We start from the raw sequence: 16072 nt of genomic DNA, 5'->3' as shown, positions 1-16072 counted from the left end.
GCAATAATGCCCTGCGCGGTACCCGCAACGCGCCGACGGTGGTCAATGCGGCCTATCTCACCAGCCAGTTCTGGGACGGACGGGAGCCCACGCTGGAGTCGCAGTCACTGCGGCCGTTCGTCAATCCGGTGGAGGGCGGCCTGGCGGATCATGGGCCCATCCCTGAGGTGGTGCGTACCGATCCGGCCTATGTCGAGGCATTTCGCGAGGTGTTCGGCACCGAGCCCGATGCCATCACCATGGACGAGGTGGCCAAGGCCATCGCCAGCTTCGAGCGCACGCTGATCGCCGGCGATTCGCCCTTCGACCGCTTCTATTTCGGCGGCGAGGCGGATGCCATGACACCGCAGCAGATCCGTGGTCTGAGCGTCTTCCTGGTGCAGGGGCGCTGCGTCTCCTGTCATGTCATCGAGCAGGATCAGGCGCTGTTCACCGACAACAGGTTCCACAACATCGGCGTCGGCATCAACCGTATCGAGCCGACGGTGCCGACCCTGGCACAGGCCTTCCTCAGCGCCAAGCACGCCGGCGCCAATGTCGACGAGACCGTGCTGACCGATCCCGACAGCTCGGAGCTGGGGCGCTTTGCGGTCACCGACGACAACTGGTGCATCCGCAACCCGCTGGAGGGCGAGGCAATGAGCCCGGCCGATCCACGCATGATCGCCCTCGAGTCCTATGTGAGGTATGAGCGCCGCGGCGTTCCACTGGAACCCGGAAAACACTGAATCATCCCATCAACGCCGTCATTTCGGCCAGGACGCCGAATCCATCGCCAGGGAAGGCAACGGCGCCGGAAGCAACAATCAGCGGCGCCGATACCTGGAGCGTGCCACCCCGGAGCGCTGTGCCTGCAGCCGTTCGACACGCTCATCGAGGGCTGCCACCTCGGCCTGCAATTGCGTGATGCGCGCCTCACGTTCGAGCAGCAAGCGCCGCTGCTCGCTGACCTGCTGGCGGTAGAACACCAGGGCGAAGAACTCACCCGGGGCGATGCCGCCGCGGGTGTAGCCAGGCGGGAACAACAGCCCGCGCTCGACCTCCCAGCCGTCCCAGCCGACCCAGGGCACAAAGCCCGCCAGGATCGCCAGCAGACGCACTGCCGCCGGGGCCGCCTGACCCGTGGCCAGCCAACCGCGATAGGTCCGGGGGTGGACGCCAAGGAGCGAGGCGGTCTCAGCGTTGGTGAGCTGCAAGCGCCGTTGCAGCGCCCGCAAGGTGGCAGATTCTGCCGCGAAGCCCGCCGCCAGGAGCTCATGGGATTCGGCCTGAAGCCAGTCAGCAGGCGCCCTGGCGGCGAATCGGCCCCTCGGCGGGATTGCGCATAATGTATATTATGTAAAGTAAGGCATATCTGACGACTGATGGCCCGATACAGGGCCTGGGCAAGACCGACGTCTGCCGGTGCCTCATGGACTTTGTGTCATGCATCCCGGCCGTGGGGTGTGCTGAAGTCCAGGTCCGGCCCCTTCGGCACGATCCCGGTTGGGTTGATTCCGCGGTGGCTGCCGTAGTAGTGGAGCTTGATGTGGTCCATATGGACGGTCTCGGCGACGCCGGGAATCTGGTACAGCTCTCGCGTATAAGACCAAAGGTTGGGGTAGTCGACCAGGCGCTGGCGATTGCACTTGAAGTGCCCATGATAGACGGCGTCGAAGCGCACCAAGGTGGGAAAAAGTCGCCAATCGGCCTCCGTGATCCGATCGCCGACCAGATAGCGCTGTCGGCCCAGCCGTGTCTCGAGCGCATCGAGGGTGTCGAACAGCTGATCGTAGGCGGCCTCGTAGGCCTGCTGGGTTGTCGCGAAGCCGGCGCGGTAGACGCCGTTGTTGATGTTTTCATAGACCAGCGCGTTCACGGCGTCGATCTCGTCGCGTAGATGCGCTGGGTAGAAGTCGAGCTCAGCGCATCCCCAGGCATCGAAGGCGCGGTTGAGCATGCGGATGATCTCGGAGGATTCGTTGTTGACGATGCACTGACGCTCCATGTCGTAGAGCACCGGCACCGTGACCACGCCGTCGAAGCCGGGAGCGCTCTGTTCGTAGAGCTGCCCCAGCCGACTGAAGCCGTGCACCTGGTCCGGGGTGGAGCCTGGGTATTCGCCGAATACCCAGCTCTCGGCGGGCATGATGGGGTGGACGACGGATACGGAAATGGCCTTGTCCAGACCCTTCAGGGCGCGGACGATCAGGGTGCGATGGGCCCAGGGGCATGCGTAGGAAACATACAGATGATACCGTCCCGGCGCCGCCGGAAAACCACCCTCGCCTGTGGGTCCGGGACTGCCGTCTGCGGTGACCCAGTGGCGAAAGGTGGACTCCCAGCGGCGGAACTCTCCGGTATCGTGCATGCTTATGTCGGCTCCCTGAAGCCAAGTGCCAATGGGTGGCGTGATGCTCAGGCTGCTGCCCGAGTAGCAGACGGACGCCTTCGGTCACTGCTATTGGAAAAATGATACCTGCAGGTGGGGACAAGTCGAGCGCCAAGCAAGGCAACGACGGCTGCATCGAGCTCGAGGGCCACCGCTAGCACACCGCACTGGTCGACAGAGCCATCGGCGCACTTGCGCATCACCGACAGCAGCTGATGCGTCTTGCGGCACTGTCGACGGCTCTTTCTGAGATGATAGCGCGCCACAAGCTCTGCAATTTAGGTGGGACTGATCATGTCCATGGAACATTTCGATCTGCAAGACGACATCCTGTATCTGAACCATGCCGCGGTCTCACCCTGGCCGCGCCGGACCGTGGAGGCCGTGCAGCGCTTCGCTGCGGAGAACGGCACCACGGGCTCCAGGCGCTACATGCGCTGGCTCGCCACCGAGACGCGGCTACGCGAGCGCCTGGCTGCGCTGATCGGCGCGGCGGCAGCGACGGACATCGCGCTGACCAAGAGCACATCCGAGGCCCTGTCTATGGTCGCTCAGGGACTTCCCTGGCAGACGGGTGATACTGTCGTTGGTATCGTCCAGGAGTTTCCATCCAACCGCATCGTCTGGGAGGCGCTGGCGGACCGTGGCGTGCGTTGGCGCGGGCTCGATCTCTACGATCTCAGGCCTGGCGAGAATCCTGAGGACGCCCTGCTGGCCCTGTGCGATGCGCGCACCCGCCTGCTGGCCGTGAGCTGGGTGCAGTATGCCCGCGGATTGCGTCTGGACCTCGAGCGGCTGGGTGCCGCCTGCCGGGCGCGGGGCATCCTGTTTTGCATCGACGGTATCCAGGGGCTAGGCGCCCTGCCCTTCGATGTCGAGCGCGTCCAGGCGGACTTCGTCGCGGCTGACGGCCACAAATGGATGCTCGGCCCTGAGGGACTCGCCCTGTTCTGGTGTCGTCCCGAGCTGCGCGAGCAGATACGCCTGAGTCAATTCGGCTGGCACATGGTGCAGGACATGGGCGACTTCGAGCGCAAGGACTGGCAGCCCGCCGCCGATGCGCGCCGCTTCGAGTCCGGCAGCCCCAACCTGCTTGGCGCCCATGCGCTGGAGGCCAGCCTCTCGCTACTGCAGGAGGTCGGCATGCAGGCTGTCGCCGACGCCATCGCCGAGCGCACGGATCGACTGATCGCGCTCATCGACCAGCATGGCCTGGAGCTCCTGAGCCCCCGCGCGCCCGACAGACGGGCTGGTATCGTCACCTTTCGCGTCCCCGGCATCGATCAGCAGGCCCTGTACCAGGCGCTGATGACCCAGGGCCTGATGTGCGCAAGCCGCGGTGGCGGCCTGCGCTTCTCACCCCATTTCTACACGCGGACGGAGCAACTGGAACGCGCCATCGCGCTGACCCTGGAGACGGCCACCGGCCTGATGGCCTGACTGATGAACTGGCTGTCAGCTCGACTATGGTGCTCCTGATGAGTGATTCGCCGGCAAGCGGACAGGACAGCCGACAAAGCGGCTGCATGCCCTGCCCTGGTGTGCGACCATTGATACATGGACGCAACACCCGGACAACCACTCGACCCCCGCAGTGATCTGAATCCGGCCGAAAGCGCCGACCCCGGGCGCTGGCAACTGGGTCTGCGGGTGCTGGCGATGCCAGCGGATACCAATCCCTACGGCGACATCTTCGGCGGCTGGATCCTGTCGCAGGCGGACCTGGCCGGCGCCACGGTGGCCGTGGCCCAGGCACGCGGACGCGTGGCTACGGTCGCGGTGCAGGACTTCCGCTTCCTGTCCCCGGTACGGGTCGGCGATCTGGTCGAGTTGTTCGCCCGCGCGGTGCAGGTCGGCAACAGTTCGATCACAGTTGAGGTGAGTGCCTGGGCCCGTCGCGAGGCCCTGCCGGAGAACGGCCACCAGGTGGCGGAGGGCCGTCTGGTCTATGTCGCAGTGGACGCCGACGGACGGTCCCGGAGCATCAGCAACATCAGTCGGCAGCAGGCCTGATCGGGCCTGCTGTCTGGGTCAGCACGAGGAGTCAAGAAGCCCATGTTCGAGGCAACCAAAGTCGGCCGCTCGGTCAGCAAGACGGAATACAAGGCCCAGCAGGACGAACTGCGCACCCAGTTGCTGGAGGTACAGCGTGAGATCATCGGCACGGACACCCCGGTGGTGGTGATTGTCTCCGGCGTCGAGGCGGCCGGCAAGGGCGAGGTGGTAAACCGCCTCAATGAGTGGCTGGACACCCGAGGGGTGCAGACCTTCGCCTTCTGGGAGCGCAGCGACGAGGAACGCGAGCGCCCGCGCTACTGGCGCTTCTGGCGCACCCTGCCCCGCCGCGGCGAGATCTCCATCCTGTTCGGCGGCTGGTACCTCGACCCCATCGAGCATCGCTTCCAGGGCCTGTGCGACGATGCCGCGCTGGATGCGGAGCTGAACCGCATTGTGGATTTCGAGCGCATGCTCACCAACGACGGTGCCCTGATCGTCAAGTTCTGGTTCCACCTGTCCGAACCGGATCAGAAAAAGCGGCTGAAGGAACTCTCTCGCGATGACCGCAGCCGCTGGAAGATGCTGCCGGAGAAGTCCAAATTCTCCGAGCAGTACAAGCTCTTCGAGCACGTCGCCGAGCGCGTCATTCGCCACAGTGACCGCGGCATCGCGCCCTGGTACCTGGTGGAGGCCGAGGACAAGCGCTATCGCGACCTTACTGTCGGCAAGACCCTGCTGCAGGCGATCCGCGCGCGGCTGAACCAGCCGGTGGTCACGGAACCGCCGACGGCGGCCGATCCGCTGGAACTGCCCGAATCCGCCAGCGCCCAGATCACCCTGCTGGACCAGATGGACCTGACCCGCAGCCTGGCCCGCGATGCCTACAAGGCGCAGCTGAAGCGGCTGCAGCAAGAGGTCAACGAACTTACCTGGGAGGCCTACAAGCAGCGGCGCTCGACGGTGCTGGTGTTCGAGGGCGTGGACGCCGGCGGCAAGGGCGGTGCCATCCGCCGCATCACCGCCGCGGTGGATGCCCGACTGTATCGCACCATGTCCGTGGCCGCGCCGACGGACGAGGAAAAGGGCCACCACTATCTGTGGCGGTTCTGGCGGCACGTGCCCCGGGCCGGCCACATGATCATCTACGACCGCTCCTGGTACGGCCGGGTGCTGGTGGAGCGGATAGAGGGCTTTGCCAGCGAGGCCGAATGGCGGCGCGCCTATGCCGAGATCAACGAGTTCGAGGATGAACTGGTGGAAAACGGCGCCATCCTGCTCAAGTTCTGGCTGCAGGTCAGCGAAGAGGAGCAACTGCGGCGTTTCAAGGACCGTGAAGACACCCCCTACAAGCGCTACAAGATCACCGACGAGGACTGGCGCAATCGCGAGAAGTGGCCGCAGTACAAGGCCGCCGTCAACGAGATGGTGGCGCGCACCAGCACCGAGCAGGCCCCCTGGACCCTGGTGGAGGGCGACGACAAGCCCTATGCCCGCATCAAGGTGCTGCAGACGGTCTGCGATGCGCTGCGCAAGGCGCTGAAGGACCCCAAGTACAAAACGTCCGGCGGCGCCGTCACGCGCTGCGGCGAGCACCTGCCCGACAAAGCCGAATGAGGCCGAGCGCAGGGCGGAAAGCGCAGCGCCGGGCGATCAGCCTGGCGCGGCGCCTTCCCGCTGCGCCTGCGCAAACAGCCGGAAGAAGTTGTCGCCGGTGATCGCCACCACCTCCTCCACGTCCATGCCCCTCAGTTCCGCCACCTGGTCCGCCACATGGCGGACAAAGCGCGGCTCGTTGGGCTTGCCGCGATGGGGCACCGGCGCCAGATAGGGCGAGTCCGTCTCGATGAGCAGCCGATCTAGGGGCACTTGCCGTGCCACCTCCCGCAGGTCTGCGGCGTTTTTAAAGGTGAGGATGCCGGAAAAAGAGATGTAGAAGCCGAGGTCCAGGGCCGCGCTGGCCATCTCCCAGGTCTCGGTGAAGCAGTGCATCACACCGCCGGCGTCCCGCGCCCCGGCGTCGCGCAGGATGTCGATGGTGTCCTCGCGCGCAGCGCGGGTGTGGATGATCAGCGGCTTGCCACAGCGACGGGCAGCGTCGATGTGCACCCGAAACCGGTCACGTTGCCAGCGCAGGTCGCCCTGGTTGTAGTGGTAGTCCAGTCCCGTCTCGCCGATGGCCACCACGCGCGGATCCGCGGCCAGCCGCACCAGTTCGTCGCTGTCCGGCTCCCGGCGGGGGTCGCCGTCATGGGCGGTCTCGTTCGGGTGCACCCCGACGGAGACCGACACGTCCGGATGATCCGCCACCAGCGTACGCATGGCCGGATAGTGCTCCAGGTCGATGCAGACGCACAGCATGTGCCCTACGCCATCGCTCCGAGTCTGGCGCATGAGGTCATCGAATCGACCCTGGTACGGGGTCAGGTCGACCCGGTCGAGGTGGCAGTGGGAATCGACAAGCATGGCTGGGTCTCTGAGCGCGTGGTATAGCCAATGATCATCAGTTTTCGGCGACAGCTTGAGCGGGTTGGGTGTCGGCGGTCAGGGGTCTCGATCGCAGGGATGCGATCGTGAAGCCTACAGGGAAGTATTCACGGCGTCCCCAGACCGCCGACACCCAACCCACGAAAACCGAAATCTCGTTTGTGAGCAGGTATAAACCGCCTTCGGTTTTCCTCGCGGGTTGTGGTCGAATGCGCTATACGGGGTGGTTACAAGGTATGAGTCGGGCGGTCTGAATCCAGGCTGTCGGCCAGGTAATGCTCGATCCTGCGGCGCGCGTCGCCCTTGTCCTGATCGCTGAACTGTATGCCCACGCCCACCTGCCGGTTGCCCTCGGCGCCCTGGGGCGTGACCCAGACCACGGTTCCGGCGATGGGCAGCCGTTCCGGCTCGTTGAGCAGTTGCAACAGCACGAAGAGTTCGTCGCCCAGTCGGTAGTCGCCGGTGGTCGGCACGAACAGACCACCGTTCTTGATGAACGGCATGTACGACGCATACAGGGCCGCCTGGTCCCGGATGACCAGGCTCAGCACCCGCTGGCGTGCGTTGGTGTTCTCGCTTGCTCCGTTGTCCATGTCACCCCGTGGTCCGGTATAGCGTCCGCAGCCGCGCCCAGTGTACCAGCAGCGACTCGAACAGCAGTTGCTTGTTGGCGGAACTCCTGCTCAGCGCCCGGAAGCGGAGCACCTGTTGCAGGTAGCGATGCAGTGCCGCCGGCTCGATCCCGGCCACCAGCGGCGCGAGCATCCCGCGCTTGTCCGGGTTGTTGAGATAGGCTGCAGCCTCATCCTGGCCCAGGCGTAGCAGATCGCTGACCCAGCCGGCCAGCCAATCCAGCAGCGCCTCTGCATCCTGCCGCTGCCAGGCGGCCGCGGCGGCCACCGGGTCGATCCGCCCCTGGGCCACGCCGCGAAACTGGTCGAAGGCGGCGTCCCGTGCCTGCAGATGATCGCCCTCGGCCAGAGCCAGCGCCCGCAGCGGTGCCCCATGGGCCAGTTGCAGCAGCAGCGCGATCTGCTCCCGGGTATGGCCCTGCAGCCGCTCCGCCACCCAGGCGACGGCCTCCGCCGCTGCCGGTGCCGACAGTGTCAGGCGGTGACAGCGGCTGAGGATGGTCGCGGGGAGACGGCTCCAGTCTTCCGAGATCAACACTAACAAGGTCGAATCCGTCGGTTCTTCCAGGGTCTTCAGCAGGCTGTTCGCGGCAAAGGCGTTCATGGCCTCCGCCGGGGCGATCTGCAGGATGGCGCGGTCGGCGCGGTTGGCGGTGAGCGCCTGGTGGCTGCAGAGCGCCCGCACCGCCTCGGCCTTGATCTCGCCGCTCTTGGCGTCGGCATCGGGTTGCAGGCGGATCAGATCCGGATGATTGCCCGCCTGCAGCAGCCGGCATTCAGCGCACTGGCCGCAGGGCATGCCCTGGGCATCCGCCGCCGCGCACAGCAGGCTGGCGGAGAACAGGTCTGCAAACCGGCGCTTGCCGATCCCCGCAGGCCCTGCGAACAACAGGGCATGGCCGAGCCGCCCCTGCTGCCGCGCCGCCTGCAACTGCTGCCACTGCGTCGCGAACCAGGGCGGCAGCTCCGCATCAATCCACGGCCCCAGCGTTGCATCGCGCGCGGGGCCAGCAGCGGTGGCTGCCTGGCTGGCCGGTCTGCTCGGCCTAGCCATGGCCTCGGCAATCGGCGACATAGGCCGTAAGCAGGTCGCGCAGCTCGGCGCTGATCGCCGCCGACGGCCGATCCGCATCGATGCGGCGCACGCGCCGGGGCTCGCGCTCGGCAATGCGCAGATACTCCGCCCTCGCTCGCTCGAAAAAGGCCTCTGCCTCGGCCTCGAAACGATCCGGTGCCGACCGCCCGCGGGCACGCCGCAGGCCGACGTGTGGCGGCAGATCGAACAACAGGGTCAGATCGGGGCGCAGCTGGCCTTGCACGAACGTCTCCAGCAGCGCGATCCGTTCGCGTGCCACGCCACGTCCGCCGCCCTGGTAGGCGTAGGTCGCATCGGTGAAGCGGTCGCACAACACCCAGCGCCCTGCCGCCAGGGCGGGCCGGATCGTTCGCTGCAGGTGTTCGGCGCGGGCGGCAAACATCAGCAGCAGCTCGGTATCCACCGCCATGCCCTGGTTGGCCGGGTCCAGCAACAGCGAGCGGATGCGTTCGGACAGCGCGGCGCCACCGGGCTCCCGGGTGAGTTCCACCGCGATGCCGGCCTGTTGCAGACAGTCACAGACCACAGCCTGCTGGGTGGATTTGCCGGCCCCTTCAATCCCCTCCAGCGTGATGAAGCGGCCCGGCACACCTGGCGATGATGGGTTCATTGTGCCCTCATTGCCCTGCCCCTCCGGAGCCGGTGTCTTCCCCGGACGCCAGGGATGATGCTGGGGCAGTCTCCTGCGGCTGCAGGCGTGCGCAGGGCCGATTGAGCTGATAGTGGCGTACGGCGCAATTGTGCTGGTCCAGGGTTGCGGAGAAATGGTGACTGCCGTCGCCCCGGCCGACGAAGTACAGCGCATCGCCCTCGGCCGGGTTCAGCGCTGCCGCAATCGCCTCCCGGCCCACCAGCGCGATGGGCGTCGGCGGAAGCCCGCTGATGACATAGGTGTTGTACGGGGTCGGACGCTCCAGATCGGCGCGGCGCAAGTCGCCGTCGAAGGTATCGCCCATGCCGTAGATCACCGTCGGGTCCGTCTGCAGGCGCATGCCCTTGCGCAAGCGGCGCACGAAGACCCCGGCGATGCGCGGACGCTCCGCGGCCAGGGCGGTCTCTTTTTCCACAATGGAGGCCAGGATCAGGGCCTCGTAAGGCGTCTGCAGCGGCAGGTCTTTGGCCCGAGCGGTCCATTCCTCGGCCAGCACCGCCTGCAGCCGCCGGTGGGCCCGCTGCAGGATCTCGGTATCCGTGGTGCCACGATCGAACAGATAGGTGTCGGGATACAGCATGCCCTCGGGATGTGCCTGCTCGATGCCCAGCCGCTGCAGGATCTGCACGTCGTCCAGATCCGCGAGCTCGATCTCGAACACGTCGTCGCGCTGGCGAATGGCGGCCAGGGCCTCGCGGAAGGTGCTGCCGGGGATGAAGGTCACCGGAAACTGGATCGATCGGCCGGAGGTCAGCAGGTCCAGCACATCGCCCGGGCGCATGCCCGGCTCGATGGCATATTCACCCACCTTGAGGGCATTCTGCTGGCCCCGATCGTAGGCCAGCAGGGTGAACAGGAAGCGGCTGGACAGCCAGCCGCGATCCGCCAGGGCGTGTGCCACGCTGCGGATGGTGGCGCCCGGCGGCACGGTGAAGGTCGCCTGCCCGGAACCCTGCTCAGCGTCCTGCCCGGATTGCGGTTCGATATCCAGGGCCAGGGGCTGCTGCTGGAAGTCCTGGTACCAGCCCCAGCCCGCCCAGCCAGCCAGGGCGGCCAGCAGCAGCAGGGTCAGGAGGGTTGCGACGATGGTCTTCACTCTGCCGTCTCCACTGTCAACGCCGCCCGCCGCACCTGCTGGATCAGCCGACGCAGCGGCTCCGGCATGGCGCCGGGGTCATAGCGCGTGCCATCAAAGGCAGCGACCGGGACAACGCCCAGCACCGCATTGGTCACGAATACCGCCTTCGCCCGAATCAGATCCGCGACCTGGAGGGTCCGCACGTCCAACGTGATGCCCAGCGCACGCGCGTGCTTCAGCACCAGGGCGCGGACCGTGCCCTGCACGCCGCAATGCGTCAGATCGGGTGTCGACAGGCCCCGCTCATCCAGTAGGAACAGATTCGTCATGGTGCCGCAGATCACCCGCTCGTGACCATCGAGCATGACCCCGTCGATGATGTCGGGATCCTGCCACTCCGACCGCGCCAGAACCTGCTCCAGCCGGTTCAGGTGCTTGATGCCAGCCAGTTGGCGGTTTTCCGACAGTCGGGTCCGGCACAGGGTCAGTCGGGAGGAGGACACCGACCCCGCAGCGGAGACGTCCGTCGTCGAAGGATACAGCGCCAGGATACGCGTCGGCGTCAGTCCTGGCGGCGGCCAGTAGCCTCGACCGCCGGCACCGCGGGTGAGCGTGACGCGCAGGACCCCGATCTCGCTGCCCGCGAGCAGTCGATCCGCCTCCCGCCGCAGAATGCCCGCATCAGGAGCAGGGATACCGAGCCGGTCTGCCCCAAGCCGTAGCCGCTCCATGTGGGCCGACCACAAACATGGCTGACCCGCCCGCACAGCCAGGGTCTCGAACACCCCGTCGCCATACAGCAGGCCCCGGTCGGAGACATCCACCGCATGGCTCGGCTGCCCGTTCACCAAGGCGGCGATCCGGATCAGGTTCCGGGTCACGTGCCAGCAATTCCAAATTCAAACCGCAGAGGCCCAGAGAACGCAGAGACCCACCAGCCTGTTCGTAAACGTCTCTGCGTGCGCTTTGCGTTCTCTGTGTCTCTGCGGCTAATCGAGCTGCGGCAAAGCGGCAAACTTGAAATGGCTGGCCCTGCTGCCTGTCCTGTTGAGCTCAGGGGCATCGGCCCCGCCGGGCCCTGCGATCAGGGGCGCTTGAAGATCAGCGTGCCGTTGGTACCACCGAACCCGAACGAATTGCTCAAGGCGTAGTCGATCTTCATCGCACGGGCGGTATTCGGCACACAGTCCAGATCGCATTCCGGATCCGGCGTCTCGTAGTTGATGGTCGGTGGCGCCACCTGGTCGCGGATGGCCAGCACACTGAAGATGGCCTCGGCACCGCCGGCGGCGCCGAGCATGTGGCCGGTCATGGACTTGGTGGAACTGACCGCCAGCTTCGACGCATGGGCGCCGAAAGCCAGCTTGATGCCTTTGGTCTCGGCGATGTCCCCCGCCGGCGTCGAGGTGCCGTGGGCGTTGACATAGTCGATCTGCGTGGCATCCAGGCCTGCATCCTGCAGGGCCAGGCGCATGCAGTCGCTTGCACCCTCGCCGTTCTCCGACGGCGCGGTCATGTGATAGGCATCGGAATTCATGCCGACGCCCACCAGTTCGGCGTAGATGGTGGCGTTGCGGGCCTTGGCCGCCTCGTACTCCTCCAGCACCATGACACCGGCACCGTCGCTGAGCACGAAACCGTCACGATCCTTGTCGAACGGACGGCTGGCCCGCTGCGGATCGTCGTTGCGGGTGGACAGCGCCCGGGCAGCGGAGAAGCCACCGAGACCCACCGGCGAGGTGGCCATCTCGGCGCCACCGGCGATCATCACGTCGACGATGCCATGGCGGATCATGTAGGCCGCTTCACCGATGTTGTGCGTACCCGTGCTACAGGCGGACACGATGGAAAAGTTTGGCCCCTTGAGACCGTACTTGATGGACAGGTCTCCGGCAACCATGTTGACGATATTGGCCGGCACGAAGAAGGGCGAGATCTTCCGCGGCCCGCCGTCGCGGTAGGCGGCGTAGTTGTTCTCGATGCCGGTGATGCCGCCGATGCCGGAGCCGATGGCGACGCCAATGCGCTTGCGATTGGCGTCGGTGATCTCCAGCCCGGAGTCCTCGATGGCCTGGGTGCCGGCGGCGACGCCGTAGTGGATGAAGGCATCCATCTTGCGCGCATCCTTCTTCGACACGTACTGCGTGGCGTCGAAACCGTAGATCGGACCGCCGAAACGCGTGTTGAAGGGTGCGACATCAAAATGGGTGATGGGCTGGATCCCACTGCGACCGGCAAGAATGCTGTCCCAGGCCGACTTGATGTCGAGCCCGACCGGAGCAATGATGCCCAGTCCGGTGATGACGACCCTTCTACCTGACATGGCTAACCTCTCGATTGCTCGTCACCGCCCCGCCTGTCCGGCCCTTGACTGGCCGGCCCCGGGGACGCTGCGCGATCACTGACCGTTCCGCCGGAGCCTGTGCGGACGTCGCCGACATGACGGGCGGATGCGAATGCTTGCCGGCACATCGATGCCGACGTGACAGGATGCGCGGCCCTGGCTTGCACGGACAAGAAGCGGGTGGCCGGGCAGCGCCCGGGGCCTCGACCCGCCATGCCGTTCGACTCAGGTGATGCCGCAACCGCGCCTCAGCCCAAGTGCTCGTTGATGTAGTCGATGGCCTGCTTGACCGTGGTGATCTTCTCCGCATCCTCGTCCGGGATCTCGGTTTCGAATTCCTCTTCGAGCGCCATGACCAGCTCGACGGTGTCGAGGGAGTCGGCCCCCAGATCATCCACGAAAGACGACTCGAGCGTGACCTCGTCCTCCTTGACGCCCAACTGCTCAACCACGATCTTCCGAACCCGATCTTCAACGCTGCTCATTGTCATGTAACCCTCTGGATGTGGATAGGCCGCTCGGAGAGCGACGCCGTGCGTATTCTAGTGAGATTGGCCTGGTCTTGAAAGCGCCAATGCCCCTGCGTGCACCCTATGGCTCACGCCATGTACATGCCGCCGTTCACATGCACCGTCTCGCCGGTGATGTAACCGCCGCCGGCGGAGGCCAGGAACACCACTGTTGCGGCGATCTCCTCCGGCTGGCCCAGACGTTCCAGCGGAATGCCGGTGAGCAGCGCGTCGCGCTGGGCCTGGGGCAGTTCCCGCGTCATGTCCGTGTCGATGAGGCCCGGGGCGACACAGTTCACCGTGATGCCGCGGGAGCCGACCTCCCGCGCCAGGGACTTGGTGAATCCCATCATGCCCGCCTTGGCCGCGGCATAGTTGGTCTGGCCCGCATTGCCGGCGGAGCCCACCAGCGAGCTGATGTTGATGATGCGGCCCTTGCGCGCCTTCATCATCGGTCGCAGGCAGGCCTTGCTCAGACGGTAGACCGAGGTCAGGTTGGTGTCGATGATGTCGCTCCACTCGGCATCCTTCATGCGCATGAGCAGATTGTCGCGGGTGATGCCGGCGTTGTTCACCAGGATGGTCGGGGCACCGCCGAAGGTCTCCGACACCGCCTTCAAGGCCGCGTCCACCGAGGCCTGATCGGTCACGTCCAGGCGCAGGCCGATGGCCCGTCCGCCGACGTCGGCCAGTTCCTTGCCGATGCGCTCGGCGCCGGCATCGCTGGTGGCGGTGCCGGCCACCGCGGCCCCCTGCTCCAGCAGCGCCCTGGCGATGGCGCGGCCAATGCCGCGACTGGCGCCGGTGACCAGCGCGATTTCACCCTCAAGCATCTGTCGTCTCCTCGCGTGCCTTGTCCAAGCCGGCCGGATCGAACACCGCCAGCGTCTCGATACGTGGGTCGATGCGTTTGCCCAGCCCGGTGAGCACCTTGCCCGGACCCGCCTCGACCGCCAGCGTGATGCCGCGCTCGCCCATGGCGCGGATGGTCTCCACCCAGCGCACCGGACTGTACAGCTGTCGCGCCAGCAGCTCGCGGATGGCCTCCGGCGTGGTGGCGGGCGCCACTGTCACATTGTGCAGCACCTCGATCGTCGGCGACGAGACCCGGGTCTGCGCCAGCCGCTCGGCAAAGCGCTCGGCGGCGTCGCGCATCAGGTCGCAATGCGACGGCACGCTCACCGGCAGCAGCAAGGCGCGCTTGGCCCCTGCCGCCTTGGCCCCGTCGACGCCCCGCTGCACCGCTTCGCGATTCCCCGCGATCACCACCTGCCCCGGGGCGTTGAAATTCACCGCGGCCAGTACCTGCTCCCCGGCCTGCTCGGCACAGACCGCGCGCACCGCGTCGTCGTCCAGCCCCAAGATCGCGGCCATGGCGCCCTCGCCGGCGGGTACCGCCGACTGCATCAGCCGTCCGCGCTCGGCCACCAGCGCCACCGCGTCCGCGAAGTCCAGCGCACCGGCGGCCGTCAGGGCGGTGTACTCGCCCAGGCTGTGCCCGGCCATCAGCGCCGGCTGTGCGCCCCCGCGCTGCTGCCAGCAGCGCCAGACGGCGATGCCGGCGGCCAGCATGGCCGGCTGGGTGTGCTCGGTCTGGTCCAGCATCTGTCGCGGACCATCGCTGACCAGGGTCCAGAGGTCCATGCCCAGCACGGCGGATGCCTCGGCAAAGGTCTGCTCAACCGTCGCATCGGACTGCGCCAGGTCGGCCAGCATGCCGACGGACTGGGAGCCCTGGCCGGGAAAGATGAAAGCGAGCTTGGAATCGGTCATCGCAGGAGGGTCCGTTCTGTGATCGCCGTGGAGGGGCCCGGCATTCCGAGGAAAGTCCGCGAGGCCCGAAACTCGGCGAAGAATATATGCATGACAAGGCCGGCGGATCGCCCCGCTTCGGCTTGTCGAGCGCTTAGCCTGGTTACGCCCTTCTCGACTGGCTCCGGTTCAGTAACGCAACAGCACCGAGCCCCAGGTGAAGCCGCCACCGAAGGCCTCCATCAGCACGGTCTGACCACGCTGGATGCGGCCGTCGCGCACGGCCTGGTCGAACGCCAGGGGCACCGATGCCGCCGACGTATTGCCATGGGTGTCCACCGTCACCACCACCTGCTCCATGGGCAGGTCGAGCTTGCGCGCCGTGGCCTGGATGATGCGCATGTTGGCCTGATGCGGCACCAGCCAGTCGATATCCGCACGGGTCATGTTGTTGGCATTGAGGGTCTCGTCGACGATGCGCCCCAGGGTAGTGACGGCCACCCGGAACACCTCGTTGCCGCGCATCTCCAGATAGGGCGAACCGCTGTTGCCGTTGCCGATACCCGCCGGGACCTGCAGCAACTCGCGATAGGCGCCGTCGGCATGCAGAAATGACGAAATGATGCCAGGTTCGCTGTCTGCGCCGATGACCACCGCCCCGGCGCCGTCGCCGAACAGCACACAGGTGCCGCGGTCGGTCCAATCGATGATGCGCGAGATGACCTCGGCCCCCACCACCAGCGCGCGGGTGGCGCTGGCAGTACGAATGAACTTGTCGGCAACGCCCAGGGCGTAGACGAAGCCGGTGCAGACTGCCTGCACGTCGAAGGCCGGACAGCCGTGGATGCCAAGACGGCTTTGCAGCAGACAGGCGCTGCTGGGAAAGGCCTGATCCGGTGTCGTGGTGGCCATGACGATCAGGTCGATGTCCGCCGGCGTCAGGCCCGCCGCCTCGATGGCACGCCGGGCTGCCGCCTCCGCCAGGTCGACACAGGTTTCGTCATCGCTGACCAGGTGGCGCTGGCGGATGCCAGTGCGCTCGGTGATCCAGTCATCGCTGGTGTCCACCAGCTTTTCCAGATCGCGATTGGTGACGACGCGCGACGGCAGATAGCCGCCCGTGCCCAAAATGCGGGAATAGAGATTCACGACGATT

17 protein-coding genes are annotated in these 16072 nt (G+C 66.3%); 4 read left to right on the top strand and 13 right to left on the bottom strand.

What is annotated here, in order from left to right:
* Positions 1-11 precede the first annotated feature (11 nt).
* Complete coding sequence (locus tag F2Q65_RS05940; protein WP_150091382.1) at positions 12-728, top strand: cytochrome-c peroxidase; 717 nt, start codon at positions 12-14, stop codon at positions 726-728.
* Positions 729-806: 78 nt separating this feature from the next.
* Here the strand turns inward: F2Q65_RS05940 and F2Q65_RS05935 are convergent, their stop codons facing one another.
* Positions 807-1196 (bottom strand): hypothetical protein, encoded by a 390-nt coding sequence (locus tag F2Q65_RS05935; RefSeq protein WP_150091380.1) that lies wholly within the window; start codon positions 1194-1196, stop codon positions 807-809.
* 227 nt (positions 1197-1423) lie between these two features.
* Positions 1424-2350, bottom strand: a complete 927-nt coding sequence (locus F2Q65_RS05930) for a glutathione S-transferase family protein (RefSeq protein WP_150091378.1) — start codon at positions 2348-2350, stop codon at positions 1424-1426.
* Positions 2351-2671: 321 nt separating this feature from the next.
* Here F2Q65_RS05930 and F2Q65_RS05925 point away from each other — a divergent pair, with 321 nt between their 5' ends.
* The 3 genes from F2Q65_RS05925 (at position 2672) to pap (ending at position 5983) form a co-directional block, all read left to right on the top strand.
* Positions 2672-3811, top strand: a complete 1140-nt coding sequence (locus tag F2Q65_RS05925; RefSeq protein WP_150091483.1) for an aminotransferase class V-fold PLP-dependent enzyme — start codon at positions 2672-2674, stop codon at positions 3809-3811.
* A gap of 117 nt (positions 3812-3928) precedes the next feature.
* Positions 3929-4384 (top strand): acyl-CoA thioesterase, encoded by a 456-nt coding sequence (locus F2Q65_RS05920; RefSeq protein WP_150091377.1) that lies wholly within the window; start codon positions 3929-3931, stop codon positions 4382-4384.
* A gap of 42 nt (positions 4385-4426) precedes the next feature.
* On the top strand, positions 4427-5983 hold the full coding sequence (pap, locus tag F2Q65_RS05915; protein WP_150091375.1) for a polyphosphate:AMP phosphotransferase: 1557 nt from the start codon (positions 4427-4429) through the stop codon (positions 5981-5983).
* A gap of 36 nt (positions 5984-6019) precedes the next feature.
* Here the strand turns inward: pap and F2Q65_RS05910 are convergent, their stop codons facing one another.
* The 11 genes from F2Q65_RS05910 to F2Q65_RS05860 form a co-directional block, all read right to left on the bottom strand.
* On the bottom strand, positions 6020-6832 hold the full coding sequence (locus tag F2Q65_RS05910; protein ID WP_150091373.1) for a TatD family hydrolase: 813 nt from the start codon (positions 6830-6832) through the stop codon (positions 6020-6022).
* A 248-nt stretch (positions 6833-7080) separates the two neighbouring features.
* A complete protein-coding gene (locus tag F2Q65_RS05905; RefSeq protein ID WP_150091371.1) occupies positions 7081-7446 on the bottom strand; it encodes a PilZ domain-containing protein in 366 nt (121 codons plus the stop codon).
* A 1-nt stretch (position 7447) separates the two neighbouring features.
* Positions 7448-8539 (bottom strand): DNA polymerase III subunit delta', encoded by a 1092-nt coding sequence (locus F2Q65_RS05900; RefSeq protein ID WP_150091369.1) that lies wholly within the window; start codon positions 8537-8539, stop codon positions 7448-7450.
* A complete protein-coding gene (gene tmk / locus F2Q65_RS05895; RefSeq protein ID WP_211353963.1) occupies positions 8532-9191 on the bottom strand; it encodes a dTMP kinase in 660 nt (219 codons plus the stop codon). Before tmk ends, F2Q65_RS05900 begins: the two co-directional genes overlap by 8 nt.
* 7 nt (positions 9192-9198) lie before the next feature.
* Positions 9199-10329 carry an endolytic transglycosylase MltG gene (gene mltG / locus F2Q65_RS05890; RefSeq protein WP_211353962.1) on the bottom strand — a complete coding sequence of 377 codons (1131 nt, stop codon included), beginning with the start codon at positions 10327-10329 and terminating at the stop codon, positions 9199-9201.
* Positions 10326-11192 (bottom strand): aminodeoxychorismate lyase, encoded by an 867-nt coding sequence (pabC, locus tag F2Q65_RS05885; RefSeq protein ID WP_170265558.1) that lies wholly within the window; start codon positions 11190-11192, stop codon positions 10326-10328. The genes mltG and pabC overlap by 4 nt, the downstream gene beginning before the upstream one ends.
* A 203-nt stretch (positions 11193-11395) precedes the next feature.
* Positions 11396-12634 carry a beta-ketoacyl-ACP synthase II gene (fabF, locus tag F2Q65_RS05880; protein WP_150091365.1) on the bottom strand — a complete coding sequence of 413 codons (1239 nt, stop codon included), beginning with the start codon at positions 12632-12634 and terminating at the stop codon, positions 11396-11398.
* A 269-nt stretch (positions 12635-12903) separates the two neighbouring features.
* A complete protein-coding gene (gene acpP / locus F2Q65_RS05875) occupies positions 12904-13140 on the bottom strand; it encodes an acyl carrier protein (protein WP_150091363.1) in 237 nt (78 codons plus the stop codon).
* 113 nt (positions 13141-13253) lie between these two features.
* On the bottom strand, positions 13254-13997 hold the full coding sequence (gene fabG / locus F2Q65_RS05870) for a 3-oxoacyl-ACP reductase FabG (protein WP_150091361.1): 744 nt from the start codon (positions 13995-13997) through the stop codon (positions 13254-13256).
* Positions 13990-14937, bottom strand: coding sequence for an ACP S-malonyltransferase (fabD, locus tag F2Q65_RS05865; RefSeq protein ID WP_150091359.1), 948 nt, complete (start codon positions 14935-14937; stop codon positions 13990-13992). The genes fabG and fabD overlap by 8 nt, the downstream gene beginning before the upstream one ends.
* 168 nt (positions 14938-15105) lie before the next feature.
* Positions 15106-16065, bottom strand: a complete 960-nt coding sequence (locus F2Q65_RS05860; protein WP_150091357.1) for a beta-ketoacyl-ACP synthase III — start codon at positions 16063-16065, stop codon at positions 15106-15108.
* Positions 16066-16072 lie beyond the last annotated feature (7 nt).

It is taken from the genome of Thiohalocapsa marina (genome assembly GCF_008632335.1).
GTDB lineage: Bacteria > Pseudomonadota > Gammaproteobacteria > Chromatiales > Chromatiaceae > Thiohalocapsa > Thiohalocapsa marina.
The sequence above is the reverse complement of the archived record's forward strand: the minus strand, read 5'-3'. Positions and strand labels throughout refer to the sequence as shown.